Genomic DNA, 25,827 nt, shown 5'->3' with positions numbered 1-25,827 from the left:
CGTTATAAATGAAAAAATATTTTTATTAAAGATAGCATTTTCGAGCATAAATAACATAAGAGTTTCGTATATTCAGGTTATAATCTGCCGCCAATGCGGAGACTTCATTTATGAGCAACTCAACTTCTACCCCAAATACCGGTTTAAGCTATAAAGATGCGGGTGTCGACATTGAAGCGGGCGACGCACTGGTCGATCGTATCAAGTCAGTCGCTAAACGTACAAGTCGTCCTGAAGTAATGGGCGGACTTGGTGGCTTTGGTGCACTATGCAAAATTCCTAAAGGTTATGAAGAGCCTGTTTTAGTTTCTGGAACCGATGGTGTAGGAACTAAATTACGTTTGGCACTTAATCTTAATCGTCATGACACAATCGGCCAAGATCTTGTGGCTATGTGTGTAAATGACCTTTTAGTTTGTGGTGCAGAACCATTATTCTTCCTTGATTATTATGCAACTGGTCACTTAAATGTTGACGTTGCTGCAAATGTTGTTACTGGTATTGGTAAAGGTTGTGAGCTTGCAGGTTGCGCACTTGTAGGTGGGGAAACCGCAGAAATGCCAGGCATGTATGAAGGCGAAGATTACGATCTTGCTGGTTTTGCTGTTGGTGTTGTTGAGCAAAGTAAAATTATTGATGGCTCTAAAGTAAAGTCTGGTGATGTACTTATTGGTGTTGCATCAAGTGGTGCTCACTCAAATGGTTATTCATTATTACGTAAAATTTTAGACGTTAAAAATGTTGATTTAACTCAAACGATTGATGGCCGTCCTCTTGCTGATGTAGCAATGGAGCCAACTCGTATTTATGTAAAACCAGTTCTTGAGCTATGCAAACAAGTTGATGTACATGCTATGGCACACATCACTGGTGGCGGTTTACCAGGTAACTTACCTCGTGTATTACCAAATGGTGCACAAGCTGTCATTGATGAAGCTTCTTGGGAATGGTCTGAGTTATTCCAACTTCTACAACGCGAAGGCAATGTAGAACGCTTTGAAATGTACCGTACGTTTAACTGTGGCGTAGGTATGGTCATTGCGGTTGATGCAAATGATGCAGAAAAAGCAATTGAAGTGCTTAATGCTCAAGGTGAAAAAGCTTGGAAAATCGGACACATCCAAGAAAATGCTGAATCAGTGGAAGGTGCAGACGAAAAAATTCGTGTGATCTTTGCATGATAAAAATTGCTGTTCTAGTCTCTGGGAACGGCAGTAATTTACAAGCCTTGATAGATGCAAATCTATCAGGGCAAATTGTAGGTGTACTGTCTAATAAAGCAGATGCTTATGCCCTAGAGCGTGCTCAAAAAGCCAATATTGCTACGGCAGTTATTTCGCATAAAGACTTTCCAACTCGTGAAGTGTTTGATGAAGCAATGCATCAACAACTGTTGGCTTGGCAAGTGGATGTAGTTATTTTAGCCGGCTTCATGCGCATTTTAACTCCCACCTTTGTCAATAAATGGCAAGGGAAAATGCTGAACATACATCCCTCACTTCTTCCAGCTTACAAAGGCGTGAACACTCATCAACGTGTTTTAAACACAGGTGATCGTTTACATGGTTGTACCGTACACTTTGTAACGGCTGAACTAGATTCTGGTCAATCAATTGCCCAATCCGCTATTTCAGTTAAAGAACATGATACTGCCGCTTCATTAGCAGATCGAGTACATACACTTGAGCACTTTATCTACCCACAAGTAGCAGAGTGGATATGTAATGGTCAACTTACATGGAAAAATGGCCAAGCTTATTTCCGTGATCAAGTTCTTAAGCACCCTATTCGTTTTGCAAATTGGTAAAGCATTTTACTTAAAAGCAAAAATAAAAAAAGGACATGCTAGCATGTCCTTTTTTTATAATTTTAAAAATTAATTTGGCTGAGTATGAATCAATTTCTTTATAGAGTTCACCGTATCAATAGGATGTTCTAGAGGGAACATATGTCCCCCTTCAACTACAGTAAATGGGATTCCCATTTTTCGCTTTGCCATTTGAGGAAAGCCTCTTTTTAAGAAATCACTTTTTTCCCCCACCACTAAATGTACGGGCATCTTAGGTTTTGGCATAGGTAGCCACCACCAAGAAGGATTTTTACGGAAAATTGCAACTTCATCTTCACGAGAAATAGTTAAAGTAACTCCACCGCGGACCGAGTCTTCTTTTAAAGCATAGTCAATGTAAGCTTGAAAACAATCTTCATCAAAATCTTTATAGAAACCTTTAGGGCGCAGTAATTCAGCAGCCTGTTCTCTCGATTCCCAATGTTCACGACGACGTGCAGATAAGCCAGCTGGTGTCATCGCATCAACCAATTTAGGACGAAATAATTTTGCCATATGAAAAGCAAATGAATATCGTCCTAAAATAAGAGGCGGGTCTAACATAATCACTTGAGAAAAGAGTTCAGGGCGCTGAAAAGAAGCCATCAAAGTTAAAACTGAACCAAGAGAATGCCCAAGTCCAATGACTTTACGTCCTTTCGCCTGCCGCACAATACTATCAATCACCTGATCAACCAAAGAAGGCCAATGGTTAGTCACAGGATAACGCTTATCAGGACCAATCAGGGGAACATAAATAATGTCATATTCCCCTTTCAACTGGTCAAACAGTTTTTGATACACTTTTGAGGGTACGCCATTCGCATGAGCAAAGTGTATAACTGGTTTCATTGACATACCGCTATCCTAAAACAGATTTTATTGTAATTTTGCGCTTTGACGAGTCTGCACTTCTTGAGCAATAGATTCACTTACCCCTTGCCCTATTTGTGCACCCATACGACCTAAAATTGATTGTAATGGGTTACGCTCAATTGTGTAGTCAACTTTATTATCAAGGTTTAGCTCACGCATCAAGCTCGTAATGTTACCTGAACGGTCAGCAACACCTAACTGGATTGCTTGGTCACCAGTCCAGAACAAACCAGAAAAAATAGCTGGATCATTCGATTTCAAACGCTTTCCACGTCCTTCTTTAACTGCGGTAATAAAGTGAGTATGAACATTATCAAGAACAGATTGAATGTGCTGCTTTTGTGCAGGATCAATCGGTTTTGTCATACTTAAAATGTCTTTATTCGTTCCTGCTGTTAAAGTGCGATCTTCGATACCAAGTTTCTGAGCTAAACCAGTAATCCCATAGTTAGGCATGATGACACCAATTGAGCCCACTAAACTCGATGGATTGACAATAATTTCATCTGCAGCAGAAGCAATATAGTACGCACCCGATGCACCCATATCACCAATAACGGCGTAAACCTTCTTATCAGGATGCTGTTTTTTCAAATAACGAATTTCCTGCCAGATTTCATCAGACTGAACAGGAGAACCGCCAGGTGAGTTAATATTAAGTGCAACAGCTTTACTATTTGATGCCTCAAAAGCACGCTTAAGCGCTTTATTGGTATCTTCACTATTCACAGATTGATTGCTTGAAGCGTCAATAGTTCCAATAATATCTACCACTGCCAAATGAGCACTGCTGCTACTTACAGCAGATCCTTCTTTACTGGTTGAGCAGCCTTTGCCCATGAGTACAATAATGAATAATAAATAAATAAAAGTTAATGTTTTAAAGAAGATACCCCAACGGCGACTTCGACGCTGTTCCTCTACAGAGGCAAGTACAGCCTTCTCGAGAATTTGCCATTCTGGTCCATTTTGTTTAGGGATTATAGGTTCATTTTGTGGTTTTGGCGGCCAATCGGACATAAAATTCCAATCCAAATTAATCTAAAATGATGTCATTATATACGTTGATTTGATAAAAACTGTCTAAATAATATGATTTCATTTATAATAATTTTATCTTTTTTTAATTATTGCTTCCTTTCCCGCGATAGATGACCAAATTAGATATAAAAAGCATGAACTATTTCCTACTCAAAACTTTTAGCCGCCAGCCAATTAAATTTGGACGTTTTTTTGCTCGTATGTTGGCAGGGTTAATCAATACTTTAAAAATTACTAAAACATCAAAAAGTATAGAACTAAACCTACAAATCGCCCTTCCACATTTAACGCCACAGCAGCGAATAGAGATTACGCAACAAGCTATTCGTAATGAAATCACCTCATACTTTGAATTTTTAAGTATTTGGGGTTCATCAAATAGTAAAAATATCGAAAGAATTCATCATGTTGAAGGTGAACATTACTATCACGAAGCGCTTGCAGCAAAAAAAGGGCTTGTTATGATCATCCCACATTTTGGCACATGGGAAATCATGAATGCCTGGTGTTCACAGTTCACTTCAATGACAATTTTATACAAGCCTGTAAAAAATGTAGATGCAGACCGTTTTGTTCGAGAAGCACGTAGTCGTGAGCAAGCCAATTTGGTCCCTACCGATGAAACTGGTGTAAGACAAATTTTTAAAGCTTTAAAACAAGGTGAAACCACCGTAATTTTACCTGACCATACGCCAAATGTTGGTGGTGATATGATCAATTATTTTGGCGTTCCACTTGCCTCAAGTAATTTAAGTGCCAAGCTCATCCAAAAAACTAAAGCAAAAGCTTTATTTCTTTACGCAATTCGTAACGAAAATGATGGCTTTACGATGCACATTGAACCTATGGATGAGAAAATCTACGAAGGTAGTGCGGATGATGGAACTTATGTCATTCATCAGGCTATTGAACAACTCATCCAGCGTTATCCAGAACACTATCACTGGAGCTATAAACGTTTTAAGGCAAATCCTGCTTTAGATAATATTTACAATATTGATCCAAATGAAGCACTTCAAATTGTAGATAGACTTAAAGCCGAAGCTTCACAAAGTTCTGTGAAGCCAAGTGCGCTCAAAACGTCGAGTGTATAAAGCCATTTGATGATTACGAGATACAAAACTTAATGTTCCTTGCTCGATTGTGGTTTTAAAAGGAATATTAAGTGCTTGTATTCTGGCTAAAACCTCTTTGCTTGGATGCCCGTATCGGTTATTAAAACCAGCAGAAGCAACAACAAGCTTGGGCTTTAAAGTCGCTAAGAAGTCATAGGCAGAACTATGTTTACTACCATGATGGCCCAATACCAAAACATCTACTTTTAAATCAGGATATTCCTTTATTAGTTGATATTCTGCTTCCCATCCTGCATCCCCCATAATTAAATAGTTTTGATAACCTTTTATCTGTTTTAAATGAATATAAACGACACAAGAGTATTGATTTTGATTTGAAGAAGCTAAATTTAAATCATTTTCTTTAGGCCAAAGTATCTCAATATCTAACTGTGGATATTGCCATTTTTGCCCTTGATGACAATAAGTAAATGGTTCTTTAACCTGCTCTTTCCACAACTCATTCGATATGACTTGTTTGATAGGAAAAGCCTGACTTATCGCCGGAAATGCACCACTATGATCTTGGTCAAGATGAGATAACACGACATGATCTAATTGTTTAATACCTTTCTGACGTAAATATGGAATCACTACATTTTGGCCAATACTAAAAGCTTTCTCATCATAAGAACCGCCGGTATCAATTAACCATGTCTGCTCTAGATGTTGTAAAAAAATAGATTGGCCCTGACCTACGTCTATAATATTTAATTGGATTTGCTGGGATGACTTATTTGGAATGATTAATGGTAAACAACATATGAGACCCCAAGATTTCGGTAAAACACCACGTGGTAAAAATAAGATAATAATGACACAGCTAAGACACACCAAAGTAAGTGGTGTCAGGCTAAAACCTTGTAATGGTAAGGATAGTTTCTCTAAAAGACTAAAACATGTCAGCACTATACTGAGCAAAATATCGTTAATCTGAAAGAGTACTTTTCCAAGTGAATTAAAAATAAGCCACACACAAGCGGCAAAAATATTCAAAGGAACAATAATTACTCCTAGCAAAGGAACTGCAATAATATTTGTGAGAGGTGCAACCCATGAAATTTGTTGAAAGAAAATCAGCATTAAAGGACATAGGGCGATAAATATTTTGCCCTGAGATTCAATTAGGGTTTTAGTTAAAAGAATTATTCTAGATAGCAGACTCACTGAAGCAAGACTCGGAGTCTGTACTATGGTTTGATAAATGCGTAATAAAATAAAGCAAGAACCATAAGAGAGCCAAAAACCTGCCGATAAGACACTAAATGGATCGAAAAGCAAAAGTAGACTTGCGCTATAAACCAAGAGTGAAAATGGCTTAACAGGTAGTTTTACCCACAATAAAAAAACAAATAAAAATACTGAAAGTAAAGTTCTTAAGGCTGGGATTTCAAAGCCGACAAATGCGGTATACATCAAAACCCCAAAACATAACGGAATCATTGCCAATATTTGCTTGGGTTGCCACAAGTAAATCTGCGGATAATAACGTCGTACTAATTGATGTAATCCCCAAGACAACATGATTGCAAAAATAAGGACATGAGGCCCTGAAATGGCCAACAAATGAGAGACTCCTAACTGCTTAAATTGATTTTTAGTCTGTTCATTTAAAAGGCTTTCATCTCCTGTTAGAAGTGCTAATAACAGTCCTTTGTTCTGTAAGGGAGATTTTTTTAGCATTAATCTAAATTTTAGACGGAGTTTTTCTATATTTAATTGTTGTCTAGTAAAAAACTTTTGTTGCTGTTTTAAGTGACTTTGATAACCCAACCGATAAATTTCATCAGAGCTTAAAGGTTCAATATGCTGAACACTGAAACCTGACATTATATTTCGTTGAATGAACCATTGTTCCTGATCAAAAGCACCTGATACTGCGTAACTATGGGCAGGTCTGGTTTTACCCGAAATCCGATAGTAGTGGCCTAATTGTAATTTTGGACCCTCTATCAATGCCTTCTCATTTTCATTTTTTAAATATAATAGCCAATTGACTACATGGGATGACCGCCCTAGAACCTGAGCGAGTTGCTGTGTCTTATTATCTTTTTCTTCATTTATTCGGTCTATATACACAACAATGTCTAAAGACTCAGGTTGCATCTCCCGTAGTTGTAGTCTTTCATTTAAGGCATGATGAGCATATTGATGACCTATAACAAAAAGGCTTAGACCACAGATTAAACAGTAAACTCCTTTTAATATGGGACGATTTACAACGATATACTGCTTAAAAATATAAAAAATAAAGCTGATAAAGAGGAGAACTTTACCAACCCAACCATATTGCGTTATTAGGGGAAGATCTATTCCCATAAATGCAATACCTACAACCCACCCCACTAAAATAAGCTTTAACATTTAAAATCATATCGTTATCTTTTTAGGGGCAAAATTAAAGCCCAACTGAGTGGGCTTTAACAATGTGATTTAATGACAATTTTTTAAGAACCACTCACCCAAAGACCATCTTCCATATGCAAGATTGAATCTGCTGCCTGAGCCAACTGCTCATCATGAGTCACAATGAGCATGGCCATGTTGAGTTCTTTCTTAAGATCAGTCAGTAATTCAAAAATGCCTAAAGCTGTTTTACGATCTAGGTTTCCTGTTGGTTCATCAGCCAAAACAACCGCAGGTTGAGTGACCAAAGCACGAGCCAAAGCGACACGTTGGCGCTCACCGCCTGAAAGCTCACCTGGCTGATGATCCATACGATGAGATAAACCCACTCGATCTAGTAAATATTCAGCTTGTGCTTTTACCGATTTGTATTGGCTATCTGGGCGAAGCATAAGAGGCATTGCCACATTTTCAAGCGCAGTAAACTCAGGTAACAAATGGTGAAATTGATAAACAAAACCTAGGTATTTGTTACGTTGAAAACCACGTTCGGCTTCGCCTAAATTATCAAAACGCTGACCATTTAAAAATACTTGTCCTTGCGTTGGTTGCTCTAGACCGCCTAGCGCATGAAGCAAAGTACTTTTACCTGAACCACTCGCACCAACAATCGAAACAAACTGCCCTGCTTCAACTTGTAAAGAAAGACCTTTAATGACTTCAACCTTAGATTTACCATCATCAAAATGTTTATAGATATCTTTTGCTTCTAAAACAATTTTACTCATAACGCAGTGCCTCGGCAGGTTGAACTTTGGCCGCACGAAGCGCCGGATAGATAGTTGCCAAGAAGCTTAGAAGTAAAGACACAATCACAATAATCGTCACATCTTGCCATCTTAAATAAGAAGGTAGGTAATGCACAAAGTAAGCATCAAATAGATTTAGGCCCAAAACATTGTTAAACCATGAAATGATATCACTAATGGTTAAAGCTAAAATTACACCTAAAACCGTACCCGCAACTGTACCAATCACACCAATGACAGTACCTTGCACCATAAATATTTTAGTAATCATCGATGGTGACGCCCCTAATGTACGCAAAATGGCAATATCTGATTTTTTATCAGTAACAACCATCACTAAAGACGAAACGATATTAAATGCTGCAACCACAATGATAAGTACAAGTAATAAACCAACCAGTGTTTTTTCCATTTGAATGGCATTAAACAGATTGCCATGCGTATAGGTCCAGTTCGTCGCGTAGAAATTACTTGGCAAACTTTTTACCAAGTCATCTGCAACTTGTGGTGCGGCAAAAATATCATCTAGTTTTAAACGAACACCTTGAGCACCATCTGGTAAGCGTAATAGGGTTGACGCATCATATAGGGCGATATAACCCACCATAGAGTCGACTTCAGCACCTACACTAAAAATACCAACCACTTTAAAGCGTTTGAAACGAGGTACTACACCTGCTGGAGATGGCGTTGCTTCAGGTAAAACCAATGTCACGCTGTCGTTTAGACGTAAGCCTAATGAATCGGCCATATCTTTACCAAGGACAATACCAAACTCACCCTTTTTAAGTGAATCTAAGCTACCAGCAACAATATGATTTTGAATAATAGACACATTCTTTTCATATTTTGGGTCAATACCCGTCACCATAATACCTGCGACTTGCCCTTGCGCGGTTAACATACCTTGCAATTGGGTAAAAGGTGCAACCCCAGTTACATGTGGATGATGTTCAACTCGTTTTACCAGTTCAGGCCAATCCGTGAGGATTTGTGTAGATGAAACTGTCGCTTGCGGAACCATTCCCAAAACACGGTTTTTTAGTTCTCGATCGAAACCGTTCATCACAGAAAGTACCGTAATCAGCACAGCGACACCTAGTGTCAAACCGATCATCGAAACCAATGCAATAAAAGAAATAAAATGATTACTGCGTCTTGCGCGAGTATATCTCAACCCTATATACAGTGAGATTGGTTTAAACATACCTTCTAAATCCAAGGTGATTGATGGGAAATAGCAGATGCTCATGTCAAATCGCATCCACATCTACTATTTGGCCATATCGTTAGATGCTGTATTAAGGTTTAAAAATCAGTAAGTTCTGATCTTTCCTTAACAATCCTAATATTATATTGCTGCGCTATTTTCTACTACTTAAGTTGGGAGATCAATTTGATCATGCATTTCGCTACGAATTAGAACAATTTAATGAATAAGCTCAACAAATTACCCAAATCTTCTCCTATTTAGGTTTCATATGTCGGACAAAATTTCGATTTGCTTGAATGTCTTTATAGAAATATAAAAATAGTCCAAACAGGATAATTAAAGCACCTACAAAAACCATAATCGAAAGTTGTTCATGATTTAAAGCAGCTCCAATCATCATGGCTAACATTGGCGTAATAACTGTCGTTAAAGATAAAGTCGTTGCCTGAATGTTTTGTATAAGCTTGAAATAACAAAACATGGCGACTAATGAAGCCATCAATACCGTATAAATTAAGGCAAATAACGATTTAGCTTCTGGTAAATGTGTTGGTGCATATTGCCAAATAAATGGAATAAGACAACTTGCCAAAATCGAAGAAACTAAAATAGATCCCGTTGCCTGAGCCATAGGCTGAATTTGTGCATTAACTTTCTTAACCCAAAAAATTGAGAAAGAATAGACAAAAACACTGATCAGCATGAGAACGATGCCAAACGGATGCACATGCTGATTCGATCCATTCAAGCAAATAATCGCTAAACCACTTACGGCAATAGCCATACCTAACCATTGCAACTTATAAAGTTGCTGACCGAATGCAAAACGGCCAATCAGCCCAGCCATAATGGGAGCTAAACCAAACATAAGCGCAATCATGCCTGAACTTAAATATTGGGTAGCAGCATATGTGAAAATTTGAGAACCAATTAAGCTAAAAGATCCGGCAATGTAGCTATGAATTGCTTGTCGATGAGTTGGAAAAGGTGTTCTTAAAATCAGTAATATAGTCACGGCCAAAGGCAATGCAATAAAAAAGCGTAACAACAATGCCCACATAAGATGTAAATCGGACACACTCCAAACAATGGCTAATGGAGTTGTTGCCCATATAAACACTAACAAGGCATAGGTTAAAGCCAAATTGGTTTGCGATGGCATGCGATGCTCACTTAGCTATTTTACGTTTTTGCTTTAAAATTGTTTGATCTAATGCACTCGAAAATTCACGCTTATCCCGTTCTGAAATAGGGGGCGGCCCGCCAGTTTGTACTCCTGCGCCACGAAGCGTATCCATGAAATCACGTAGGTGTAACCGCGCTTTAACATTAGCAGTTGTATAAACCTCACCTCGGGGGTGAATAGCAACGCCACCCTTTTCAATGACTTGAGCCGCTAGTGGAATATCTTGCGTAATGACAATGTCATTTTCAATCATACGATCAACTATTTCTTTATCGGCCTGATCTGCACCACTTAAAACCTGTATTGACTTGATGCGAACAGAAGGCGTAATCCCAACATTTTGATTTGCAACAAAGATGACTTCTAACTGATAACGATCTGATGCACGCAAAATCACTTCACGTAATATTCTTGGTAAAGCATCTGCATCTACCCATAGCTTAAATGGCAGCAAGTTATTCTCTATTTCCATTAAAAATATAAGTCTAACAGATGCTTTTCTAAGGTGAATAGTAATAAACATTAAACTTATTTTTAATTTAGTGTTTAAGTTTTTTTAAGAGCCAGATCTACCTTTTATTTTATAATTAGCAGCAATATCTATCTTTCAATGACTAAATATGTGCTTTTACAAGAGAATTTACATATGGTGACTTGAAAAATAGCAAACACCCTCGATTTAATATAACAAGTAATGTGAACCCAACAGCATCATGCTTATGAAAAATCAAAACAGTCCAGAAGTTATTAAAGTAAATGACCAAAATTTTGGTAGTCATGGCGAACATTGGAATCTATTGACGTCCCATCCCGAAACAGATGTACCAAAATGGTTAGGACTAGCACTTGATGCGCCCGTAATGCCAATGGGCTTATGTGAACATGAAGAAGAGATGGATCAATCTTTTTGGTTAATTCAAGGCCCACAAGACCAAAAAGTTACAATCAACCAGATTATTGCGGTTGAAAATCAGAAACCTCGTGCGCTCAAAACAGCCTTTCCAAGTTTTGAAAGTCCATATCAATATAATGCAAAAATTGAACGTATCATTACTTGTGACTCTTCGACACAAGCTGTTTTAAGTTTAAAACTAAATAAAGATACAACGGTTTATGCATTTGATAATTTATTTAGCGTTAACGCTTGTCAATATGACAAAACTAAAGATTATCAAGTTCAATTTAATGCATGGGCTTATGAATTAGAACCTGTTCCAGCAGGCGAAAAAATCGTTGTTGATGACCCAGCCTCTATTAAACATCACCGTGCATTAAATGCAATTTTAACTGAACATAATGGTGTTGCTCCTGAAAATTTACAGGAGCTCATTAATGAATGGCAACCAAAAACTCCAGAAGATCAAGAACCTGTAACCGTTGATTTTTCAAAAATGGTTGCTTATTTATATGGTGAAACTCTTGGTCAAGAAGATGAAGCATGGTTCCAAGGTAATATCGTTGGTAAAACTTCTATGACATTTATGGGGGCAGAATATACCCTTTATGATGTTACTTTGGTTTTAGAAGATGATCTTCCTGCCATATTAGTGCGCATTGCAACCAAAAACGATTTGTATAAAAACTTTAATATTGGCGAATATATTCGCGGTAATATCTGGATTCAGGCGACTATTTGTGCTAAAAAGGGTGAAACTAATTGAATTTCACTAATATTTTAATAATTAGGTTATTGAATGAAGATTATACCCGAACAAACTACCAGCCTCATTCAATCTAGTAGCCTGCGCGTAAAGGTCGATACTGGTGCGTTTTGCTTTTTTGTATTGGGTATGTTTTTAGCTGCCATATTCATGCACCAGTTTGGTTTAGTTCCTTTTTAGTTTATAAAATTTATTCAAAAATAAAGCCCTCATTTGAGGGCTTTATTTATTTGATTTGCTTAACCATTACGCTTTGCAAAATCATCCATAAAGTTGATTAAAGCCTGTACACCATCTAAAGGCACTGCGTTGTAAATACTTGCACGCATACCACCGACAGAGCGATGTCCAGCTAAGTTTAATAAATGGTTTGCTTCCGCTTCTTTTAAGAATTGCTTTTCTAAAGCTTCATCTGCCAAGGTAAACGGTACATTCATAATTGAACGGTTTGGAATTGCAATCGGGTTATTGTAGAAATCGCTTGAGTCGATATAACCATATAATGACTGAGCTTTTGCGAGGTTAACTTTATGGATAGCATCTACCCCACCCTGCTCTAGCAACCACTCAAATACCAAACCAGACAAGTACCAAGCGTAAGTCGATGGTGTATTAACCATAGAACCATTTTTCGCTTGGTCACCATATTTCAAGATGCTTGGAATTTCTGGTTTAGCTTGATCAAGTAAGTCATCACGAATAATGACAATTGTTAAACCAGCAGGACCAATATTTTTTTGTGCGCCAGCATAGATCAAACCAAACTTGGTCACATCTAATGGAGCAGATAAAATGCTTGATGAATAGTCACAAACGAGTGGTGCTTCTACATCAGGAATTCCTGCAAACTGTAAGCCACCAATCGTTTCATTATCGGCATAATGTACATAGGCTGCATCATCAGACAAGTTCCATTCGCTTTGTTCAGAAATTGCGAACTTACCATCTACTTTAATACCAGCGTCTACAACATTAATGTCGCCATAACGTTTTGCTTCTTTCAACGCTTTTTCAGACCAGATGCCAGTATCAATATAATCAGCTTTATTGTTCTTACCCAAAAGGTTTAAAGGAATCGCAGAAAATTGTAATGACGCACCGCCTTGTAAAAACAGTACTTTATAGTTTTCTGGAATATTCATTAACTTACGTAAATCTGCTTCAGCTTTTTCAGCCATAGCAACATAGTCAGCACTACGATGACTCATTTCCATGATGGATAGACCTTTACCATGCCAATCCAACATTTCTTGTTGAGCTTTTTCTAAAACGGCAGTAGGTAATGCAGCAGGACCAGCACAGAAATTGTACGCGCGCATGATTTTTCCCTTGTATAAAGTCAAACACAATAAAAATGGCATTTAACCACAGATTGCTTAAGCTTGCAGCAGCTTCTCAAGTAAATATTTCAATGCTGGACTGTATTTAGGATCATTTTTTCAATTATTGTTGGATTTATTTCTTTGCTTTTATTTGTGATTTTATCAGTTTAAAACATTTTCATTGAGTAAAGATCAACTTGACTTGTGATTATGATTTCACATACTTTGATATGTAGTACAAAATATGGGCTTTATAATATTTAAGAATTAAAGGGAGCTTAAACTATCTTGTTTCTATACAAATGTATAAGAAACAAGATGATAATTGAATTTAATAACAAGAAATTTAAACTATAAGGGATGCCAGAAATTGTTATTTAAAATGCCAGTACATCGATATAGACAGTCTATTTGCCCCTTTTTCTTTAAACCCAAACATCTTGCTTTGGCCTTAGGACTTTTTTTCACAAATCATTTATATGCTCAAAGCTTAAGCTATGCTGAAGCAGAACAACAAGCTTTGAAGAGTTCATATAGCACTCAAGCTAATCAGGCTTTGCAGCAAGCATCTCAATTAGAAGCTGAAGCAGTGAAAGGACTCGGATTACCTCGAGTTGATTTAAATGTTAGAGCATATGCCTTTCACAGCGAAACAGACGTACCCCTCGCCTCTTTTAAACAAAAGCTTGAAAATGATTTAAGCCAGGGATTCAACGATAAACTTTCACAGTGGAACAATGTCATTCCATCGGATGTTCTTGGACAAGTTCAAGAAGGTGCGAATCAAACCATCCATGATGGTATAAATCGCTTTCCCGACTATGCGAATCTGACTATAGAAGATCAGGTTGTACGCCCATCTATTTCGGTCGTTATGCCCCTATATACAGGTGGCTTAACCAGCAGTGCAAAAAAAATAGCCAACATTCAAGCACAGCGTTCGGAACTTTCAAGTCAACAGCAACAAGATGTACAGCGGTTTGAAGTTGTACAAAGTTATTTTAATGTTCAATTACAGCAGCAACTGGTAGCAAGTAGTTTATTCAACTTTAATGCCATGCAAAAACATTACAGCAATGCCCTAAAGCTCGAACAACAAGGATTTATTAGTAAAGGGCAACGCATGCAGTTTGAAGTGGCTCGTAATAATGCGGAACGTACTTTACAAAGTACTCAAGCCAACTTAAATGCCAGTCGCTTTAGCCTCAATAATCTTTTACATCAAGAAAATAATGTAGATTTAAGTACACCCTTATTTGTAAATAACACTCCAAGCCAGTCTCTAGAATCACTTTTAACTAGTTATTCGCAAAAATCCAGTCTTGTACAAAAAATGCAGATGGATACTCAACTGGCTAATGTAAATATTCAAGCTCAACAAGCCGCAAAAAAACCAAGTCTTTTTGCATTTGGTGAATATGCCCTTGATGAAAATGAAAACTGGATTGTCGGTGTAATGGCAAAATACAACCTATTCTCTGGTGTAGATAAAAATAAGAATATCCATGCTGCTGAATTAAAGCGTTATGCTTCTGAACTTATGACCGAACGTACCAAGCAAGAAATTGAGGCACTTCTGAATAAATCATATAACGAACTCAACTCTGCTCAGCAAAGCCATCAACTCTTACAAAGAAACGTAAATGCAGCTCAAGAAAACTTGCGTATTCAAGAGCTTTCTTTCCGTGAAGGAATGGGTACAGCTACCCAAGTCATTGATGCACAAAATGCTTTAAGTGCTTTAAAAACTGAAATGGCTTTAAATGCCTATAAATATGTCATGTCACTCGCGACTCTATTGCAAAGTCATGGTTCAATTGATCAATTTAAAGCTTATGTCAATCAACCACATACCGACTATATCCGTTAATAGGAGTATAAAATGAATCAAGAATCATCTCATTCAGAACAGGATTCTCTTGCTGCGGATACGGTAGAAACTAACCAATCTCAAAAAAACGATCAAGCGAGTGACAACCCTGAATCAAACATAAATAACGGCGACTCTCAACCACCTAAAAACTCCAAGCTTAAACTGATTATTGGCTTAGTAATTATTGCACTATTAGGTTTAATTATTTTTGGTTTATGGAAAAGTTATCAGCCAAAGCCTATTGAACTACAAGGTCGGGTTGAAGCCGAAACTATTCACGTGAGTACGAAAGTTCCAAGTCGTATTGAAGAAATTTATGTACAAGAAGGCCAGAAAATTTCCAAAGGCCAGCCACTTGTTCGCTTGGTTAGCCCAGAAATAGAAGCTAAAAAGCAACAAGCCTTGGCAGCTTTACAATCAGCTTTAGCATTTCAATCTACGATAGACCGCGGTTCTCAGCAAGAAAATATCGATACTCTCTATGCCAACTGGCAAAGCACCAAAGCACAAGCAAACCTTGCAAAAACCACTTACCAACGTGGTGAAAATTTATATAGACAAGGTGTTATTTCACGCCAAAGACGAGATGAGATGCTAGCGGCTCAAACTTCTGCCCAAGAATTAAGTGAAGCCTCTTATCAACAATATGCTCGTGCAAAACGTGGTAGTACAAGTCAACAAAAATCTACAGCAGATGCACAGGTTGAAATTGCAAAAGCAGCTGTAGGCGAAGCAAAAGCACTTGAAGCTGAGACACGTTTATTCTCCCCTATTTCAGGTACAGTTTCAAAAACTTACGGGAAGCCTTCCGAGTTAGTCGCTATGGGTGTACCTGTTGTCAGCATTTTAGAAGATGATGATTTATGGGTCAGCTTAAACGTGGGTGAAAATCAATATGCCTCTGTTTATAAAAATAAAACCCTTGAAGGTTTTATTCCCGCACTTAATCAAAATGTGACTTTTAAAATTAAGAATATTGATGCTGAAGGTGAATTTGCCACTATAAAAACTACTCGCCAAACTGGAGGCTATGATATTCGTAGCTTTAAACTTCATCTTGTACCTGAAAAACCAGTGCAAGATTTAAAAGTGGGTATGAGTGTTCTATTTAAAATTAAAGAAGAAAAATAACTTATGTTTGCCAGTATATTACGCGAACTAAACTATCTAAAAAGCAATAAATGGGATTTGTGCATGGTGACACTTATCCCCGCTTTTATCATTTTTTTGTTTAGCAGCATGTTTTACGCAGGTAAAGCTGAACATTTACCCATTGCCATTATTGATCAGGATCAAAGTGAACTTAGCCGCAATATTGAAAAGTATCTTTCGTTGAATCATACGGTAGATATTAAAACGATTACGGCAAGCTCTACTGAAGCTGAACAATTACTTAACGAAACTAAAATCTGGGGTTATGTTTTCATTCCAGACGGTGCTGAAAAGCGCTTTGTGAAAGCGCAAGATGCTCAAATCAGCATTGCATTTAACCAGTCTTTCTTTAGCGTGGGAAATACGATTTCTTCAGCAATGCTGGTAAGTACCCTCAATGCTTTAGCAGACTATGCAGGCCAAAGTTATCTTGCAAATAATATTCCCTATTTAGATGTACCTACAGCTCATGTAAAAGTATCAACGCTTTACAACCCAAGCATGAGCTATGAGTTTTATTTAGAGCCATTTATGGTTCCTGCCGTATTGCATCTATTGCTATGCTGCTGTGTTGCTTTTGCAATTGGACAAGAACTAAAACGTAATACCCTCACTCAATGGGTGAACCGAGAAAATTTTATTCAAGGCTTATTGGCTAAAAATTTGCTCTATAGCCTTATTTTTTGTGTATGGACGTGGCTATGGATGTTTTGGCTAGTTGAAATCCGTGGCTGGTTCGTAGCGGGTTCCTTAAGTTTATTGCTGGTTGCACAGTTCTTACTTTATTTTGCCTATGCTCTGATTAGCAGTACGGTCATTCTTGCCACTAAAAATTTAAGTAAAACTTTTGGCTTTATTGCCGTCTATGGTGGCTCATCTTTAAGTTTTGCAGGCGTTACTTTGCCTTTAAATAATGCACCGATTTTCACTAAATTTTGGTCACTCATTATCCCCTATACACCTTATGCCAAGCTGCAAACCGAACAATGGGTGATTGGTAGCCCACTTTTCATTTCAATGATTCCCTTTTTAATACTTCTGGGTTACTGCCTTATTTACTTCTTTTTAAGCTCTCTGCTGCTTAAAAAATTAATTCGGGGAGCAACTCCATGAAAGAGTTTTTAAAGGCTTATGGGCAAACATTTAAAGATATTGTTAGTAATAGTTCGGTTTTCACAACTCTGATTTTATCGGTCATTCTTTATAGCTTTTTTTATCCTACCGCCTATAAAGCTGAGCGTGCAGAATCAATTCCTATTGTAATAGTTGATGAAGAACAAAGCCTATTAACCTCTCAATTAATAGGACAAAGTGCAAATAGTCCACATGTTCATATTGTTACCGTTACAAGTAATTTTTTACAAGCGGAACAAATGGTTCGTGAACAAAAGGCTGATGGTATTTTACTTTTACCAAGCAACCTAACTCAAAGCTTGCGTCGAGGAGAAACAGGGGGAATTGGCTTATATCTGAGCACAACAAACTTTTTAAAAACTAAAGAAATTGGTTTAGGCTTAGCTACATCCATTGAAGCCACATTAAAAGAATATATTGAAAGATTTGGAGAGCGCACACATTTCCAACCTGCGCTTTCTATTCATCAAGTCCCATTATTTAACCCACTTTCAGGATATGGAAGTTATATTTTTCCAGCTGTTGCAGGTTTAATTATCCATCAAACGATTGTGCTAGGTTTAGCGATGCTAATCGCAAGCTACCGTGAACAACACCAAAAAATTACAGGTGTTCGCTTCGCTGGAATTTTTGCAAGTATATTTACCATTGGCTGTTTAGGATGTTTTTATCTTTTCGGTTTTACCTTGTGGTTCAATGACTATCCACACGGTGGGAACTTTACTGGTTTGCTAGTCGCCGTTCCTATTTTTATTAGTTGTGTGATTGGATTAGGCATGCTGATCGGCTCACTTTTAGATATGCCAGAACGTGCTGGACATATTATTGTGTTTAGCTCTGTTCCCCTATTCTTACTGACAGGCACTGCATGGCCTCATCAAGCAATGCCTGAGTGGTTACAATGGTTTGCATGGTGCTTACCATCAACACATGGGGTACAAATGTTTGTGCAACTTAACCAGATGGGTGTTCCTTTAGCCACGGTTATACCAAAACTGATTTTTCTTGCGACAGCCGGATTAATATTAATGTGCTTAGCTTATTATCAACTTGTTAAAAAATCTTCTTCATAAAATAAAAAAAGGAAGCATATGCTTCCTTTTTTTATTTAATTTCTACTTACTCTTCTGATGCATCGTCATTCGTAGACACTGCATCTTCGGTATCTAATTCTGAAGTATCAACCTCTCCTTCGAGAAACTCTTCTTCATCTTCAACCGCTTCAATAGACACAACACCCACCAAGGTTTCTTCTTCGCTTAAACGAATTAGACGTACACCTTGTGCATTACGACCAGTCATTGCAACTTCTGCCGCGCGAGTACGAACTAATGTACCACCATCAGAAATAAGCAACAGTTCTTTGCTTTCATCGATAGATACTGCACCTACAAGCTCACCATTACGTTCACTTGTCTTAATCGCAATAACACCCTTACCACCACGTTTTTTGGTTGGGAAGTCATTTACAGGAGTACGTTTACCATAACCATTGGCACTCGCACACAGCACTTCACCCGTTTCAGGAACAACAACAAGCGATACGATGCGACTTACTACACTTAACTCTGCTGAATCTTCATTATCATCAGATTCATCATTTTCAATTTCTGCATCTTCTTCACTTAAAGTGTTGCTTGCAATGCTAACGCGCATACCACGGACGCCTTTAGCAGTACGACCCATTGAACGCACATCGGTTTCAGCAAAACGAATTGCCTTACCTTCATTTGAAAACAACATGATTTGCTGATTACCATCAGTAATCGCAACACCAATTAAGGTATCCTCTTCATTAAGTTCAATTGCACGTAAGCCATTTGAACGAATGTTAGAGAACTGCTCCAAATCAACACGTTTAACTGTACCTGAAGCTGTTGCCATAAATACGTAATGGTTTTCTAGGAACTCTGTTAACGGCAAGATCGCAGTTACTGTTTCGTTCGCATCTAAAGGTAACAAGTTTATAATCGGGCGGCCTTTTGCACCACGTGATGCTTGAGGCACTTCAAATACGCGAAGGCGATATACTTTACCTACGTTAGTAAAACACAACACAGTCGCATGATTTGAAGCCACGATTAGATGTTGAATAAAGTCATCACTCTTCATTGAAGTTGCAGACTTACCACGTCCACCACGGCGCTGAGCCTGATAGTCAGAAAGCGGTTGAGTTTTTGCGTAGCCTGTTTGTGAAACCGTTAATACAACTTGTTCTTCTGGAATTAAATCTTCACGACTAAAATCAATACGCGATTCAATAATTTCCGTACGACGTCCATCACCATACTGTTGTAATACTTGTGCTAGCTCTTCACGAATCACAGCCATCAATAAATTGAAATCATTAAGAATTGCAGTAAGTTCAGCAATTTGACCTAAAATTTCAGTATATTCAGCATGTAATTTATCTTGCTCAAGACCCGTTAAACGATGTAAACGCAATTCTAAAATTGCACCTACTTGCGTTGGAGATAGACGATAAATCGATTCAGATAAGCCAAATGGACGATCTGGGTTTTCACCTTCGATTTCATCTGGGCGAACAGAAATAGCACCAGCTTTTTCGAGTAAAGAAACAACACCACCGCCAGCCCACTCACCTGCAAGTAAACGCTCACGCGCTTCAGCTGGGTTAGCAGAAGTTTTAATGGTTTCGATAATTTCATCAATATTGGCTAAGGCAACGGTTAAGCCTTCCAAGATATGACCACGTTCACGTGCTTTACGCAATTCGAACATGGTACGGCGTGTCACTACTTCTTGGCGGTGACGAATAAATGCCGCAATAATATCTTTCAGATTCATCAATTTTGGTTGTCCATTGTCAAGACAAACCATGTTGATGCTGAATGAGTTTTCAAGCTGTGTATTCAAGAATAAGTTATTTACAATGACTTCTGCGTTTTCACCGCGTTTCAAGTCAATCGCAATACGCATACCGTCTTTATCAGACTCATCACGAAGCTCTGAAATACCTTCAAGTTTTTTCTCTTTAACTAACTCGGCAATACGCTCAATAACTCTTGCTTTGTTAACTTGATATGGAATTTCAGTAAAGACGATGGTTATGCGACCTGTCTTTTCATCTTCTTCGAAATGGTATTTACCACGAATGTGTAGTCGGCCTTTACCTGTACGGTAAGCATCAACAATACCTGATTTACCGTAAATAATACCGCCTGTAGGGAAATCAGGACCAGTAATATATTCCATCAACCCTTCAATCGAAATATTCGGATTGTCGGCATAGGCTAAACATGCATTCACAACTTCTGTCATGTTATGTGGTGCCATGTTTGTTGCCATACCAACAGCAATACCAGCAGCACCATTAATTAACAAGTTTGGAACACGTGTCGGAACCACCTGAGGAATACGCTCAGATCCGTCGTAGTTATCTTCCCAGTCAACAGTGTCTTTTTCTAGATCTGCAAGAAGTTCGTGCGCTAACTTTGTCATACGGACTTCGGTATAACGCATTGCAGCTGCACTATCGCCATCAATCGAACCGAAGTTACCCTGACCATCTACCAATAAATAACGTAAACTAAAGTCCTGAGCCATACGTACAATGGTTTCATAAACAGCTGAGTCACCATGAGGGTGATATTTACCGATTACGTCCCCAACAACACGTGCAGATTTCTTGTAGGCTTTGTTATAGTCATTGCCCAATTCGTGCATGGCAAATAGCACACGACGGTGAACAGGTTTTAGACCGTCTCTCACATCCGGCAATGCACGAGATACGATTACACTCATCGCGTAATCTAAATATGAATGCTTGAGTTCATCCTCAATGGCAATCGGTCGGATTTCCGATACGCTCATGCATACTCCTTCTTACAGATAGAAATTTCCATCTGCTTATATGTCTTGATCTTGCAAAAAATTTAGTTCCGAAAACTGAACTAAAGTCGAAAAAAATATAGCTGTATACTATAGCACAAACTGCTCATTAACTGGGAGTTTAACAATCTGAAAATAGCATTTTTTTACAATAAAAATTCCATTAGAATTAACAAGTTAAAATTAGACATTTCGGCTTTTAAATGTATTTTTAAAAACTGCACAATTCGACTAAAATACAACCAACACAAAAGTGCTCCCTAGAGAGCACTTTTTATTTATTCTTAAAAATAAAACTTTTTTAATTAGCTTGGTTCAACGATATTTAGCTTGAACATTCTTGTTTTTAGTCAAATCTATTATTCTTCTGATTTCTTTAAAAATCATTTTAGAGTTTTTATTTTACAGGTCGATATTGAGCAGGAACCCACTGATATCCTTTTGAATTTTTACCAATATGTCCTATGCCAGGAAAAGCAACATGTGCCGCCCCCACCCACCATTGGTTTTTATAGGCTTGCTCAAAAATACTTTTACGGACTGCTATCGCATGCTTAGAGTCAGTATCAGGTTTATAACTTGCCTCGGGGTAAGGAAATTGTACTGCCCCATAATGTACAACATCACCTAAACCTAAGAACTTTTGCCCTTTCTGTCCATCTACCAAATAAGATGAATGACCTTCCGTATGTCCATGAGTCGTTATGAGTTGAACATTAGGTACGTTGAAAGAAGCTTTAGTAAAAGCAATCAATCGGCCAGCCTCCTGATAAGGCTTTAATGCGTCTCTGGTCATTTTAAATATTGGCTTAAAAAAATCAGTGGCTTTTGCTTTATTAACAGTCGATGTCCAGTAATCCACATCCTCTTTAGCTAAATATACTTTGGCATTCGGATAAGCCATTTTGCCATCTAGCGTAATTCCACATAAATGATCAGGATGAGCATGTGTAATCAAGATCGTATCTATTTGTTCAGGCTGTACCCCCGCCTTCTTCAAATTTTCACGTACAAAACCCAAGGTTGGACCAAAACATTTTGCGGTACCTGCATCAATTAAAATATTTTGTGTAGGTGTTTGTACAAGATAGGCAGAGAAATCTGTGACAATATGATTATGTTCATCTACAGGAACAAAATTTTCTGTAAACAACTGATTGGCTTTTTCAGCTGAAATACCCAATAAATCACTTCGGGGTAATCCTAGTTCTCCATCAAATAATGCTGTTACTTTGAGATTGCCTACAGGTTGTAAAAAATAACCATCAACCTGATGAACGCTGGAATTTTGTTGAGCATGTGTGATAACACTGGCGCTTGCTAGCAATAATATCGAAATTGATTTTAATGATTTCATCATAGAGCCCTTAATATTTTAATACTTTAACTCTATCGACTTTTATCTGTTCAAATCGCTCAATAAGCGATAAGAAACGCTCAAATTGAATTATTAGGCAGCTAGTACAGTTGGGTCTACACCATAACGCTGCATAAAGCGTTCACGAAAGATGGAAACAGATTGATAACCCGATTTTGCTGCAATAGTTTTCATGGGCAATTTATTTGAATATAACAGCTCAAGTGCATAAGCAAGACGTGCCTGAGTAATCGTTTCTCTTAAGGATGTTTCTTCATGCTTAAGTTTACGACGAAGTGTTGCACTACTCAAACCTAAACGCATTTCAATCTCGCTAGATTGCCAATGATGTTCTGGATTATCTATCACCCAATCATGAATTATTTTTGCCAATTTAGGTGGAGGCAGAATTAATACATCTGAATAATGCTGTTGGCATAACTGTACCAGTATAGAAGCAATGCATAAACGGGCTTTCACCAGATCATTATCAAACAAAGCCGTCTGCCACTCAGCTAGATGTGTAGCAAAATCATCGATTGAAAATTTTAATATAGCCTCAGTTTTGTCTACAATCGGCTTAGACCAAATCATCTGTGCAGCTTGAATCACCTCTTCACACATGGGTACAAGAATGGTTAAGTATTCACCCGTCACTGGATCTGGTAGATTAACTGCATCGATAATCGTATCTGGTTTCACGATATACAAGTTGCCAGCACTTAAATTGATTTGTTTTGTTTGAATATTTAGTTGTTGCTGTCCATGTAAAATGATGCCCATGTGCAACCGGTTCACTTTAACATTTGACAGGCCATGCTGACTTTTAGATCGAATACACAAATAATCTCGCGCCATATCTGCTCTTGCCAATCTCACAAGTGATTGATGCAATTGATGAGCTTGTACGGAAGCAGAAAAATTGATATTCATAATGTTGATCTAAATAAAAAACGCCCTTGGCTATTTATAGCACAAGGGCGTTTTCGAATAAGTGACAAGCTGTAAATTACAACTTACTTACTAACTCTGGTACTACAGTGTTCAAATCACCAACTAACCAGTAGTCAGCAACACTGTTGATTGGCGCTTCTTCGTCTTTGTTGATTGCAACAATAACTTTAGAATCTTTCATACCAGCCAAATGCTGGATCGCACCAGAAATACCTACAGCAACATAAAGGTCAGGTGCAACGATCTTACCAGTTTGACCAACTTGGAAGTCGTTAGGTACAAAGCCTGCATCAACTGCTGCACGTGAAGCACCTTGTGCTGCACCAAGCTTGTCAGCTAATGGATCAAGTACTTTATGGTAGTTCTCACCAGAACCTACACCACGACCACCAGAAACAACAATGCGAGCAGCTGTCAATTCAGGACGGTCAAGTTTCACGATTTCTTCAGATACAAAATTAGAAATACCTGCATCTTTCGCTTCACTTACTGCTTCAACCGCAGCAGAACCACCTTCAGCAGCGACTGGATCAAATGCTGTACCACGAACTGTACCAACAATGATTGCTTCGTCAGATTGAACAGTAGCAATCGCGTTACCTGCATAGATCGGACGCTTGAATGTGTTAGCAGATTCAACAGAAATAATGTCTGTGATCATGCTTACATCAAGAAGAGCAGCAACACGTGGAAGAATGTTCTTACCAGTTGTTGTAGAAGCAGCTAATACGTATTTGTAACCTTTAGCCAAATCAGCAACTAAAGCAGCTACGTTTTCAGCTAACTGGTTTGCGTAAGCAGCATTGTCAGCAAGTAAAACCTTGCTTACACCAGCAACTTTAGCAGCAGCATCAGCAACTGCCTGAGCACCAGAACCAGCAACTAATACAGTAATATCACCACCGATTTTTTGTGCTGCAGCAACAACGTTTAAAGTAGCACCGTTAAGTACTTGGTTGTTGTGGTCAGCGATAACTAAAATACTCATGATTTTATCCTTCCGTATTAGATCACTTTCGCTTCATTTTTCAATTTTTCAACAAGCTCATCTACAGATTTCACTTGTACGCCAGCTTTACGTTCTGCTGGAGCTTCAACTTTAACAGTTTTAAGCTTAGTACCAGCTGTAACGCCATAATCAGCAGGAGATTTAGTATCAAGTGGCTTCTTACGAGCTTTCATGATGTTAGGCAAAGCTGCATAACGTGGCTCATTCAAACGCAAGTCAGTTGTAATGATTGCAGGAAGTGCCAGTTCAACAGTTTGTAAACCACCATCAACTTCACGAGTTACTTGTACTTTACCGCCATCAACTTTCACTTCAGAAGCGAATGTACCTTGGCCCGCACCTAATAATGCGCCAAGCATTTGACCTACTTGGTTAGAGTCATCATCAATTGCTTGTTTACCAAGAAGGATAAGTTCTGGTTTTTCAGCGTCAACAACACCTTTTAAAATTTTAGCAACTTCTAAAGCGCCAATTTCATCAGTCGTTTCAACTAAAATACCGCGGTCTGCACCCAAAGCCATTGCAGAACGGATTTGTTCTTGAGCTTCTTTAGGACCTACAGAAACAACAACGATTTCTGTTACTGTTCCTTTTTCTTTTAAGCGAACCGCTTCTTCCACTGCGATTTCACAAAATGGGTTAATTGACATTTTAACGTTAGTTAGGTCAACCCCACTATTGTCCGGCTTAACACGAACTTTGACGTTGGCATCAACCACGCGTTTTACAGCAACAAGAGCCTTCATGTAATCCTCGGCTGTTCTAGCAAAAGTAAATGTTGAGAAAAGTATATTAACTCTTCAATTAAAATTTTTTAGGTGCCCTATCTTGCAATGTGTTTGGCATTTCGGTCAAGTCACAATTTTCGCTACTGCTATAAAAAAGATGAAATGCCCAGTTCACTAATTCAAATTGCTTATTCGCTCAATGAATTTAGCAAATCAGCCAAATAAATTTTAAACCTTGAATTTCTTGATATTTTAAAAAATACGGCAGCTTAAAACCCTTTAATTCTAGTGAGGAGAAAAACAACAAAAACATCATTTTCCCACCCAATGAAAGTACTTAAGGTACTCTGAAAAACTGGCAATTAAGTAAG

The 25,827-nt window shown here is 38.1% G+C and carries 22 protein-coding genes and 1 pseudogene; 10 read left to right on the top strand and 13 right to left on the bottom strand.

Annotation, left to right across the window (positions count from 1 at the left end):
• The first annotated feature begins 110 nt into the window (after positions 1 to 110).
• Positions 111 to 1,181 carry a phosphoribosylformylglycinamidine cyclo-ligase gene (gene purM, locus AC07M3_RS14030; RefSeq protein WP_004643711.1) on the top strand — a complete coding sequence of 357 codons (1,071 nt, stop codon included), beginning with the start codon at positions 111 to 113 and terminating at the stop codon, positions 1,179 to 1,181.
• Entirely contained in the window at positions 1,178 to 1,807 is a 630-nt protein-coding gene (purN, locus tag AC07M3_RS14025) for a phosphoribosylglycinamide formyltransferase (RefSeq protein ID WP_092706577.1), read from the top strand. Before purM ends, purN begins: the two co-directional genes overlap by 4 nt.
• Before the next feature lie 69 nt (positions 1,808 to 1,876).
• Here purN and AC07M3_RS14020 read toward each other — a convergent pair whose 3' ends face one another.
• Together AC07M3_RS14020 and sppA are read right to left on the bottom strand one after the other, a co-directional pair.
• A complete protein-coding gene (locus tag AC07M3_RS14020) occupies positions 1,877 to 2,686 on the bottom strand; it encodes an alpha/beta fold hydrolase (RefSeq protein ID WP_375037868.1) in 810 nt (269 codons plus the stop codon).
• A 21-nt stretch (positions 2,687 to 2,707) separates the two neighbouring features.
• Positions 2,708 to 3,724 carry a signal peptide peptidase SppA gene (sppA, locus tag AC07M3_RS14015; RefSeq protein WP_005038834.1) on the bottom strand — a complete coding sequence of 339 codons (1,017 nt, stop codon included), beginning with the start codon at positions 3,722 to 3,724 and terminating at the stop codon, positions 2,708 to 2,710.
• Between the two features lie 131 nt (positions 3,725 to 3,855).
• Between sppA and AC07M3_RS14010 the strand changes: the two genes are divergently transcribed.
• Entirely contained in the window at positions 3,856 to 4,839 is a 984-nt protein-coding gene (locus AC07M3_RS14010; RefSeq protein WP_205468667.1) for a lysophospholipid acyltransferase family protein, read from the top strand.
• Here AC07M3_RS14010 and AC07M3_RS14005 read toward each other — a convergent pair.
• The 3 genes from AC07M3_RS14005 to AC07M3_RS13995 all read right to left on the bottom strand — a co-directional run bounded on the left by AC07M3_RS14005 (position 4,792) and on the right by AC07M3_RS13995 (position 9,222).
• Positions 4,792 to 7,224, bottom strand: a complete 2,433-nt coding sequence (locus tag AC07M3_RS14005; protein WP_494567584.1) for a DNA internalization-related competence protein ComEC/Rec2 — start codon at positions 7,222 to 7,224, stop codon at positions 4,792 to 4,794. The two genes, AC07M3_RS14010 and AC07M3_RS14005, sit on opposite strands and share 48 nt — an antisense overlap.
• Before the next feature lie 83 nt (positions 7,225 to 7,307).
• Positions 7,308 to 7,994, bottom strand: coding sequence for an ABC transporter ATP-binding protein (locus tag AC07M3_RS14000; RefSeq protein ID WP_004643715.1), 687 nt, complete (start codon positions 7,992 to 7,994; stop codon positions 7,308 to 7,310).
• Positions 7,987 to 9,222, bottom strand: a complete 1,236-nt coding sequence (locus AC07M3_RS13995) for a lipoprotein-releasing ABC transporter permease subunit (protein ID WP_045429455.1) — start codon at positions 9,220 to 9,222, stop codon at positions 7,987 to 7,989. The genes AC07M3_RS14000 and AC07M3_RS13995 overlap by 8 nt, the downstream gene beginning before the upstream one ends.
• Positions 9,223 to 9,371: 149 nt before the next feature.
• Here AC07M3_RS13995 and AC07M3_RS13990 point away from each other — a divergent pair.
• Positions 9,372 to 9,452 (top strand): annotated as a pseudogene (locus AC07M3_RS13990) (PilZ domain-containing protein); the annotation flags it as partial.
• A 29-nt stretch (positions 9,453 to 9,481) separates the two neighbouring features.
• On the opposite strand, the gene AC07M3_RS13985 reads toward AC07M3_RS13990, so the two are convergent.
• Both AC07M3_RS13985 and AC07M3_RS13980 read right to left on the bottom strand, forming a co-directional pair.
• The gene (locus AC07M3_RS13985) at positions 9,482 to 10,390 is read right to left on the bottom strand and encodes a DMT family transporter (protein WP_494567583.1); all 909 of its coding nucleotides are present in this window, start codon (positions 10,388 to 10,390) and stop codon (positions 9,482 to 9,484) included.
• A gap of 7 nt (positions 10,391 to 10,397) precedes the next feature.
• On the bottom strand, positions 10,398 to 10,886 hold the full coding sequence (locus AC07M3_RS13980; RefSeq protein ID WP_017387849.1) for a YaiI/YqxD family protein: 489 nt from the start codon (positions 10,884 to 10,886) through the stop codon (positions 10,398 to 10,400).
• Between the two features lie 247 nt (positions 10,887 to 11,133).
• On the opposite strand from AC07M3_RS13980, the gene AC07M3_RS13975 reads away from it, so the two are divergent.
• Both AC07M3_RS13975 and AC07M3_RS13970 read left to right on the top strand, forming a co-directional pair.
• Positions 11,134 to 12,075: a hypothetical protein gene (locus tag AC07M3_RS13975; protein WP_494567582.1), complete on the top strand. Its 942-nt coding sequence runs from the start codon at positions 11,134 to 11,136 to the stop codon at positions 12,073 to 12,075.
• A 33-nt stretch (positions 12,076 to 12,108) separates the two neighbouring features.
• Complete coding sequence (locus AC07M3_RS13970; protein WP_005038822.1) at positions 12,109 to 12,255, top strand: hypothetical protein; 147 nt, start codon at positions 12,109 to 12,111, stop codon at positions 12,253 to 12,255.
• A gap of 59 nt (positions 12,256 to 12,314) precedes the next feature.
• Here AC07M3_RS13970 and serC read toward each other — a convergent pair whose 3' ends face one another.
• Complete coding sequence (gene serC / locus AC07M3_RS13965) at positions 12,315 to 13,394, bottom strand: 3-phosphoserine/phosphohydroxythreonine transaminase (RefSeq protein ID WP_494567581.1); 1,080 nt, start codon at positions 13,392 to 13,394, stop codon at positions 12,315 to 12,317.
• Positions 13,395 to 13,779: 385 nt separating this feature from the next.
• Between serC and AC07M3_RS13960 the strand changes: the two genes are divergently transcribed.
• From AC07M3_RS13960 to AC07M3_RS13945, 4 genes are read left to right on the top strand one after another with little or no spacing between them, the layout of a single operon-like run.
• A complete protein-coding gene (locus AC07M3_RS13960; protein ID WP_494567580.1) occupies positions 13,780 to 15,267 on the top strand; it encodes a TolC family protein in 1,488 nt (495 codons plus the stop codon).
• Between the two features lie 12 nt (positions 15,268 to 15,279).
• On the top strand, positions 15,280 to 16,401 hold the full coding sequence (locus AC07M3_RS13955; protein WP_494567579.1) for an HlyD family secretion protein: 1,122 nt from the start codon (positions 15,280 to 15,282) through the stop codon (positions 16,399 to 16,401).
• Between the two features lie 3 nt (positions 16,402 to 16,404).
• A complete protein-coding gene (locus AC07M3_RS13950) occupies positions 16,405 to 17,535 on the top strand; it encodes an ABC transporter permease (RefSeq protein WP_311077277.1) in 1,131 nt (376 codons plus the stop codon).
• Positions 17,532 to 18,629: an A1S_2622 family ABC transporter permease subunit gene (locus AC07M3_RS13945; RefSeq protein WP_494567578.1), complete on the top strand. Its 1,098-nt coding sequence runs from the start codon at positions 17,532 to 17,534 to the stop codon at positions 18,627 to 18,629. The genes AC07M3_RS13950 and AC07M3_RS13945 overlap by 4 nt, the downstream gene beginning before the upstream one ends.
• Positions 18,630 to 18,675: 46 nt before the next feature.
• Here the strand turns inward: AC07M3_RS13945 and gyrA are convergent, their stop codons facing one another.
• The 5 genes from gyrA to AC07M3_RS13920 all read right to left on the bottom strand — a co-directional run bounded on the left by gyrA (position 18,676) and on the right by AC07M3_RS13920 (position 25,474).
• Complete coding sequence (gene gyrA / locus AC07M3_RS13940; protein WP_003650180.1) at positions 18,676 to 21,390, bottom strand: DNA gyrase subunit A; 2,715 nt, start codon at positions 21,388 to 21,390, stop codon at positions 18,676 to 18,678.
• Between the two features lie 415 nt (positions 21,391 to 21,805).
• Positions 21,806 to 22,765 (bottom strand): MBL fold metallo-hydrolase, encoded by a 960-nt coding sequence (locus AC07M3_RS13935; protein ID WP_494567640.1) that lies wholly within the window; start codon positions 22,763 to 22,765, stop codon positions 21,806 to 21,808.
• A gap of 93 nt (positions 22,766 to 22,858) precedes the next feature.
• The gene (locus AC07M3_RS13930; RefSeq protein WP_494567577.1) at positions 22,859 to 23,698 is read right to left on the bottom strand and encodes a helix-turn-helix domain-containing protein; all 840 of its coding nucleotides are present in this window, start codon (positions 23,696 to 23,698) and stop codon (positions 22,859 to 22,861) included.
• A 76-nt stretch (positions 23,699 to 23,774) separates the two neighbouring features.
• Positions 23,775 to 24,707 (bottom strand): electron transfer flavoprotein subunit alpha/FixB family protein, encoded by a 933-nt coding sequence (locus tag AC07M3_RS13925; protein WP_016137313.1) that lies wholly within the window; start codon positions 24,705 to 24,707, stop codon positions 23,775 to 23,777.
• A 17-nt stretch (positions 24,708 to 24,724) separates the two neighbouring features.
• Complete coding sequence (locus AC07M3_RS13920; RefSeq protein WP_133747167.1) at positions 24,725 to 25,474, bottom strand: electron transfer flavoprotein subunit beta/FixA family protein; 750 nt, start codon at positions 25,472 to 25,474, stop codon at positions 24,725 to 24,727.
• Positions 25,475 to 25,827: the final 353 nt, after the last annotated feature.

It is taken from the genome of Acinetobacter sp. GW821-FHT09D10 (genome assembly GCF_059416285.1).
This window is presented reverse-complemented; position numbering and strand designations above follow the sequence as displayed.

Excerpts from the sequence above, each read along its gene's own strand:
- AC07M3_RS13960 (WP_494567580.1), top strand. The coding sequence starts at position 13,780 with ATGCCAGTACATCGATATAGACAGTCTATTTGCCCCTTTTTCTTTAAA.
- AC07M3_RS13950 (WP_311077277.1), top strand. The coding sequence starts at position 16,405 with ATGTTTGCCAGTATATTACGCGAACTAAACTATCTAAAAAGCAATAAA.
- AC07M3_RS13945 (WP_494567578.1), top strand. The coding sequence starts at position 17,532 with ATGAAAGAGTTTTTAAAGGCTTATGGGCAAACATTTAAAGATATTGTT.
- purN (WP_092706577.1), top strand. The coding sequence starts at position 1,178 with ATGATAAAAATTGCTGTTCTAGTCTCTGGGAACGGCAGTAATTTACAA.
- AC07M3_RS14010 (WP_205468667.1), top strand. The coding sequence starts at position 3,856 with ATGACCAAATTAGATATAAAAAGCATGAACTATTTCCTACTCAAAACT.
- AC07M3_RS13920 (WP_133747167.1), bottom strand. The coding sequence starts at position 25,474 with ATGAAGGCTCTTGTTGCTGTAAAACGCGTGGTTGATGCCAACGTCAAA.
- AC07M3_RS13930 (WP_494567577.1), bottom strand. The coding sequence starts at position 23,698 with ATGAATATCAATTTTTCTGCTTCCGTACAAGCTCATCAATTGCATCAA.
- AC07M3_RS13975 (WP_494567582.1), top strand. The coding sequence starts at position 11,134 with ATGAAAAATCAAAACAGTCCAGAAGTTATTAAAGTAAATGACCAAAAT.
- AC07M3_RS14000 (WP_004643715.1), bottom strand. The coding sequence starts at position 7,994 with ATGAGTAAAATTGTTTTAGAAGCAAAAGATATCTATAAACATTTTGAT.
- AC07M3_RS14005 (WP_494567584.1), bottom strand. The coding sequence starts at position 7,224 with ATGTTAAAGCTTATTTTAGTGGGGTGGGTTGTAGGTATTGCATTTATG.
- AC07M3_RS13995 (WP_045429455.1), bottom strand. The coding sequence starts at position 9,222 with ATGTTTAAACCAATCTCACTGTATATAGGGTTGAGATATACTCGCGCA.
- AC07M3_RS13985 (WP_494567583.1), bottom strand. The coding sequence starts at position 10,390 with ATGCCATCGCAAACCAATTTGGCTTTAACCTATGCCTTGTTAGTGTTT.
- purM (WP_004643711.1), top strand. The coding sequence starts at position 111 with ATGAGCAACTCAACTTCTACCCCAAATACCGGTTTAAGCTATAAAGAT.
- AC07M3_RS13970 (WP_005038822.1), top strand. The coding sequence starts at position 12,109 with ATGAAGATTATACCCGAACAAACTACCAGCCTCATTCAATCTAGTAGC.
- AC07M3_RS13980 (WP_017387849.1), bottom strand. The coding sequence starts at position 10,886 with ATGGAAATAGAGAATAACTTGCTGCCATTTAAGCTATGGGTAGATGCA.
- gyrA (WP_003650180.1), bottom strand. The coding sequence starts at position 21,390 with ATGAGCGTATCGGAAATCCGACCGATTGCCATTGAGGATGAACTCAAG.
- AC07M3_RS13955 (WP_494567579.1), top strand. The coding sequence starts at position 15,280 with ATGAATCAAGAATCATCTCATTCAGAACAGGATTCTCTTGCTGCGGAT.
- serC (WP_494567581.1), bottom strand. The coding sequence starts at position 13,394 with ATGCGCGCGTACAATTTCTGTGCTGGTCCTGCTGCATTACCTACTGCC.
- AC07M3_RS13925 (WP_016137313.1), bottom strand. The coding sequence starts at position 24,707 with ATGAGTATTTTAGTTATCGCTGACCACAACAACCAAGTACTTAACGGT.
- AC07M3_RS14020 (WP_375037868.1), bottom strand. The coding sequence starts at position 2,686 with ATGTCAATGAAACCAGTTATACACTTTGCTCATGCGAATGGCGTACCC.
- sppA (WP_005038834.1), bottom strand. The coding sequence starts at position 3,724 with ATGTCCGATTGGCCGCCAAAACCACAAAATGAACCTATAATCCCTAAA.
- AC07M3_RS13935 (WP_494567640.1), bottom strand. The coding sequence starts at position 22,765 with ATGAAATCATTAAAATCAATTTCGATATTATTGCTAGCAAGCGCCAGT.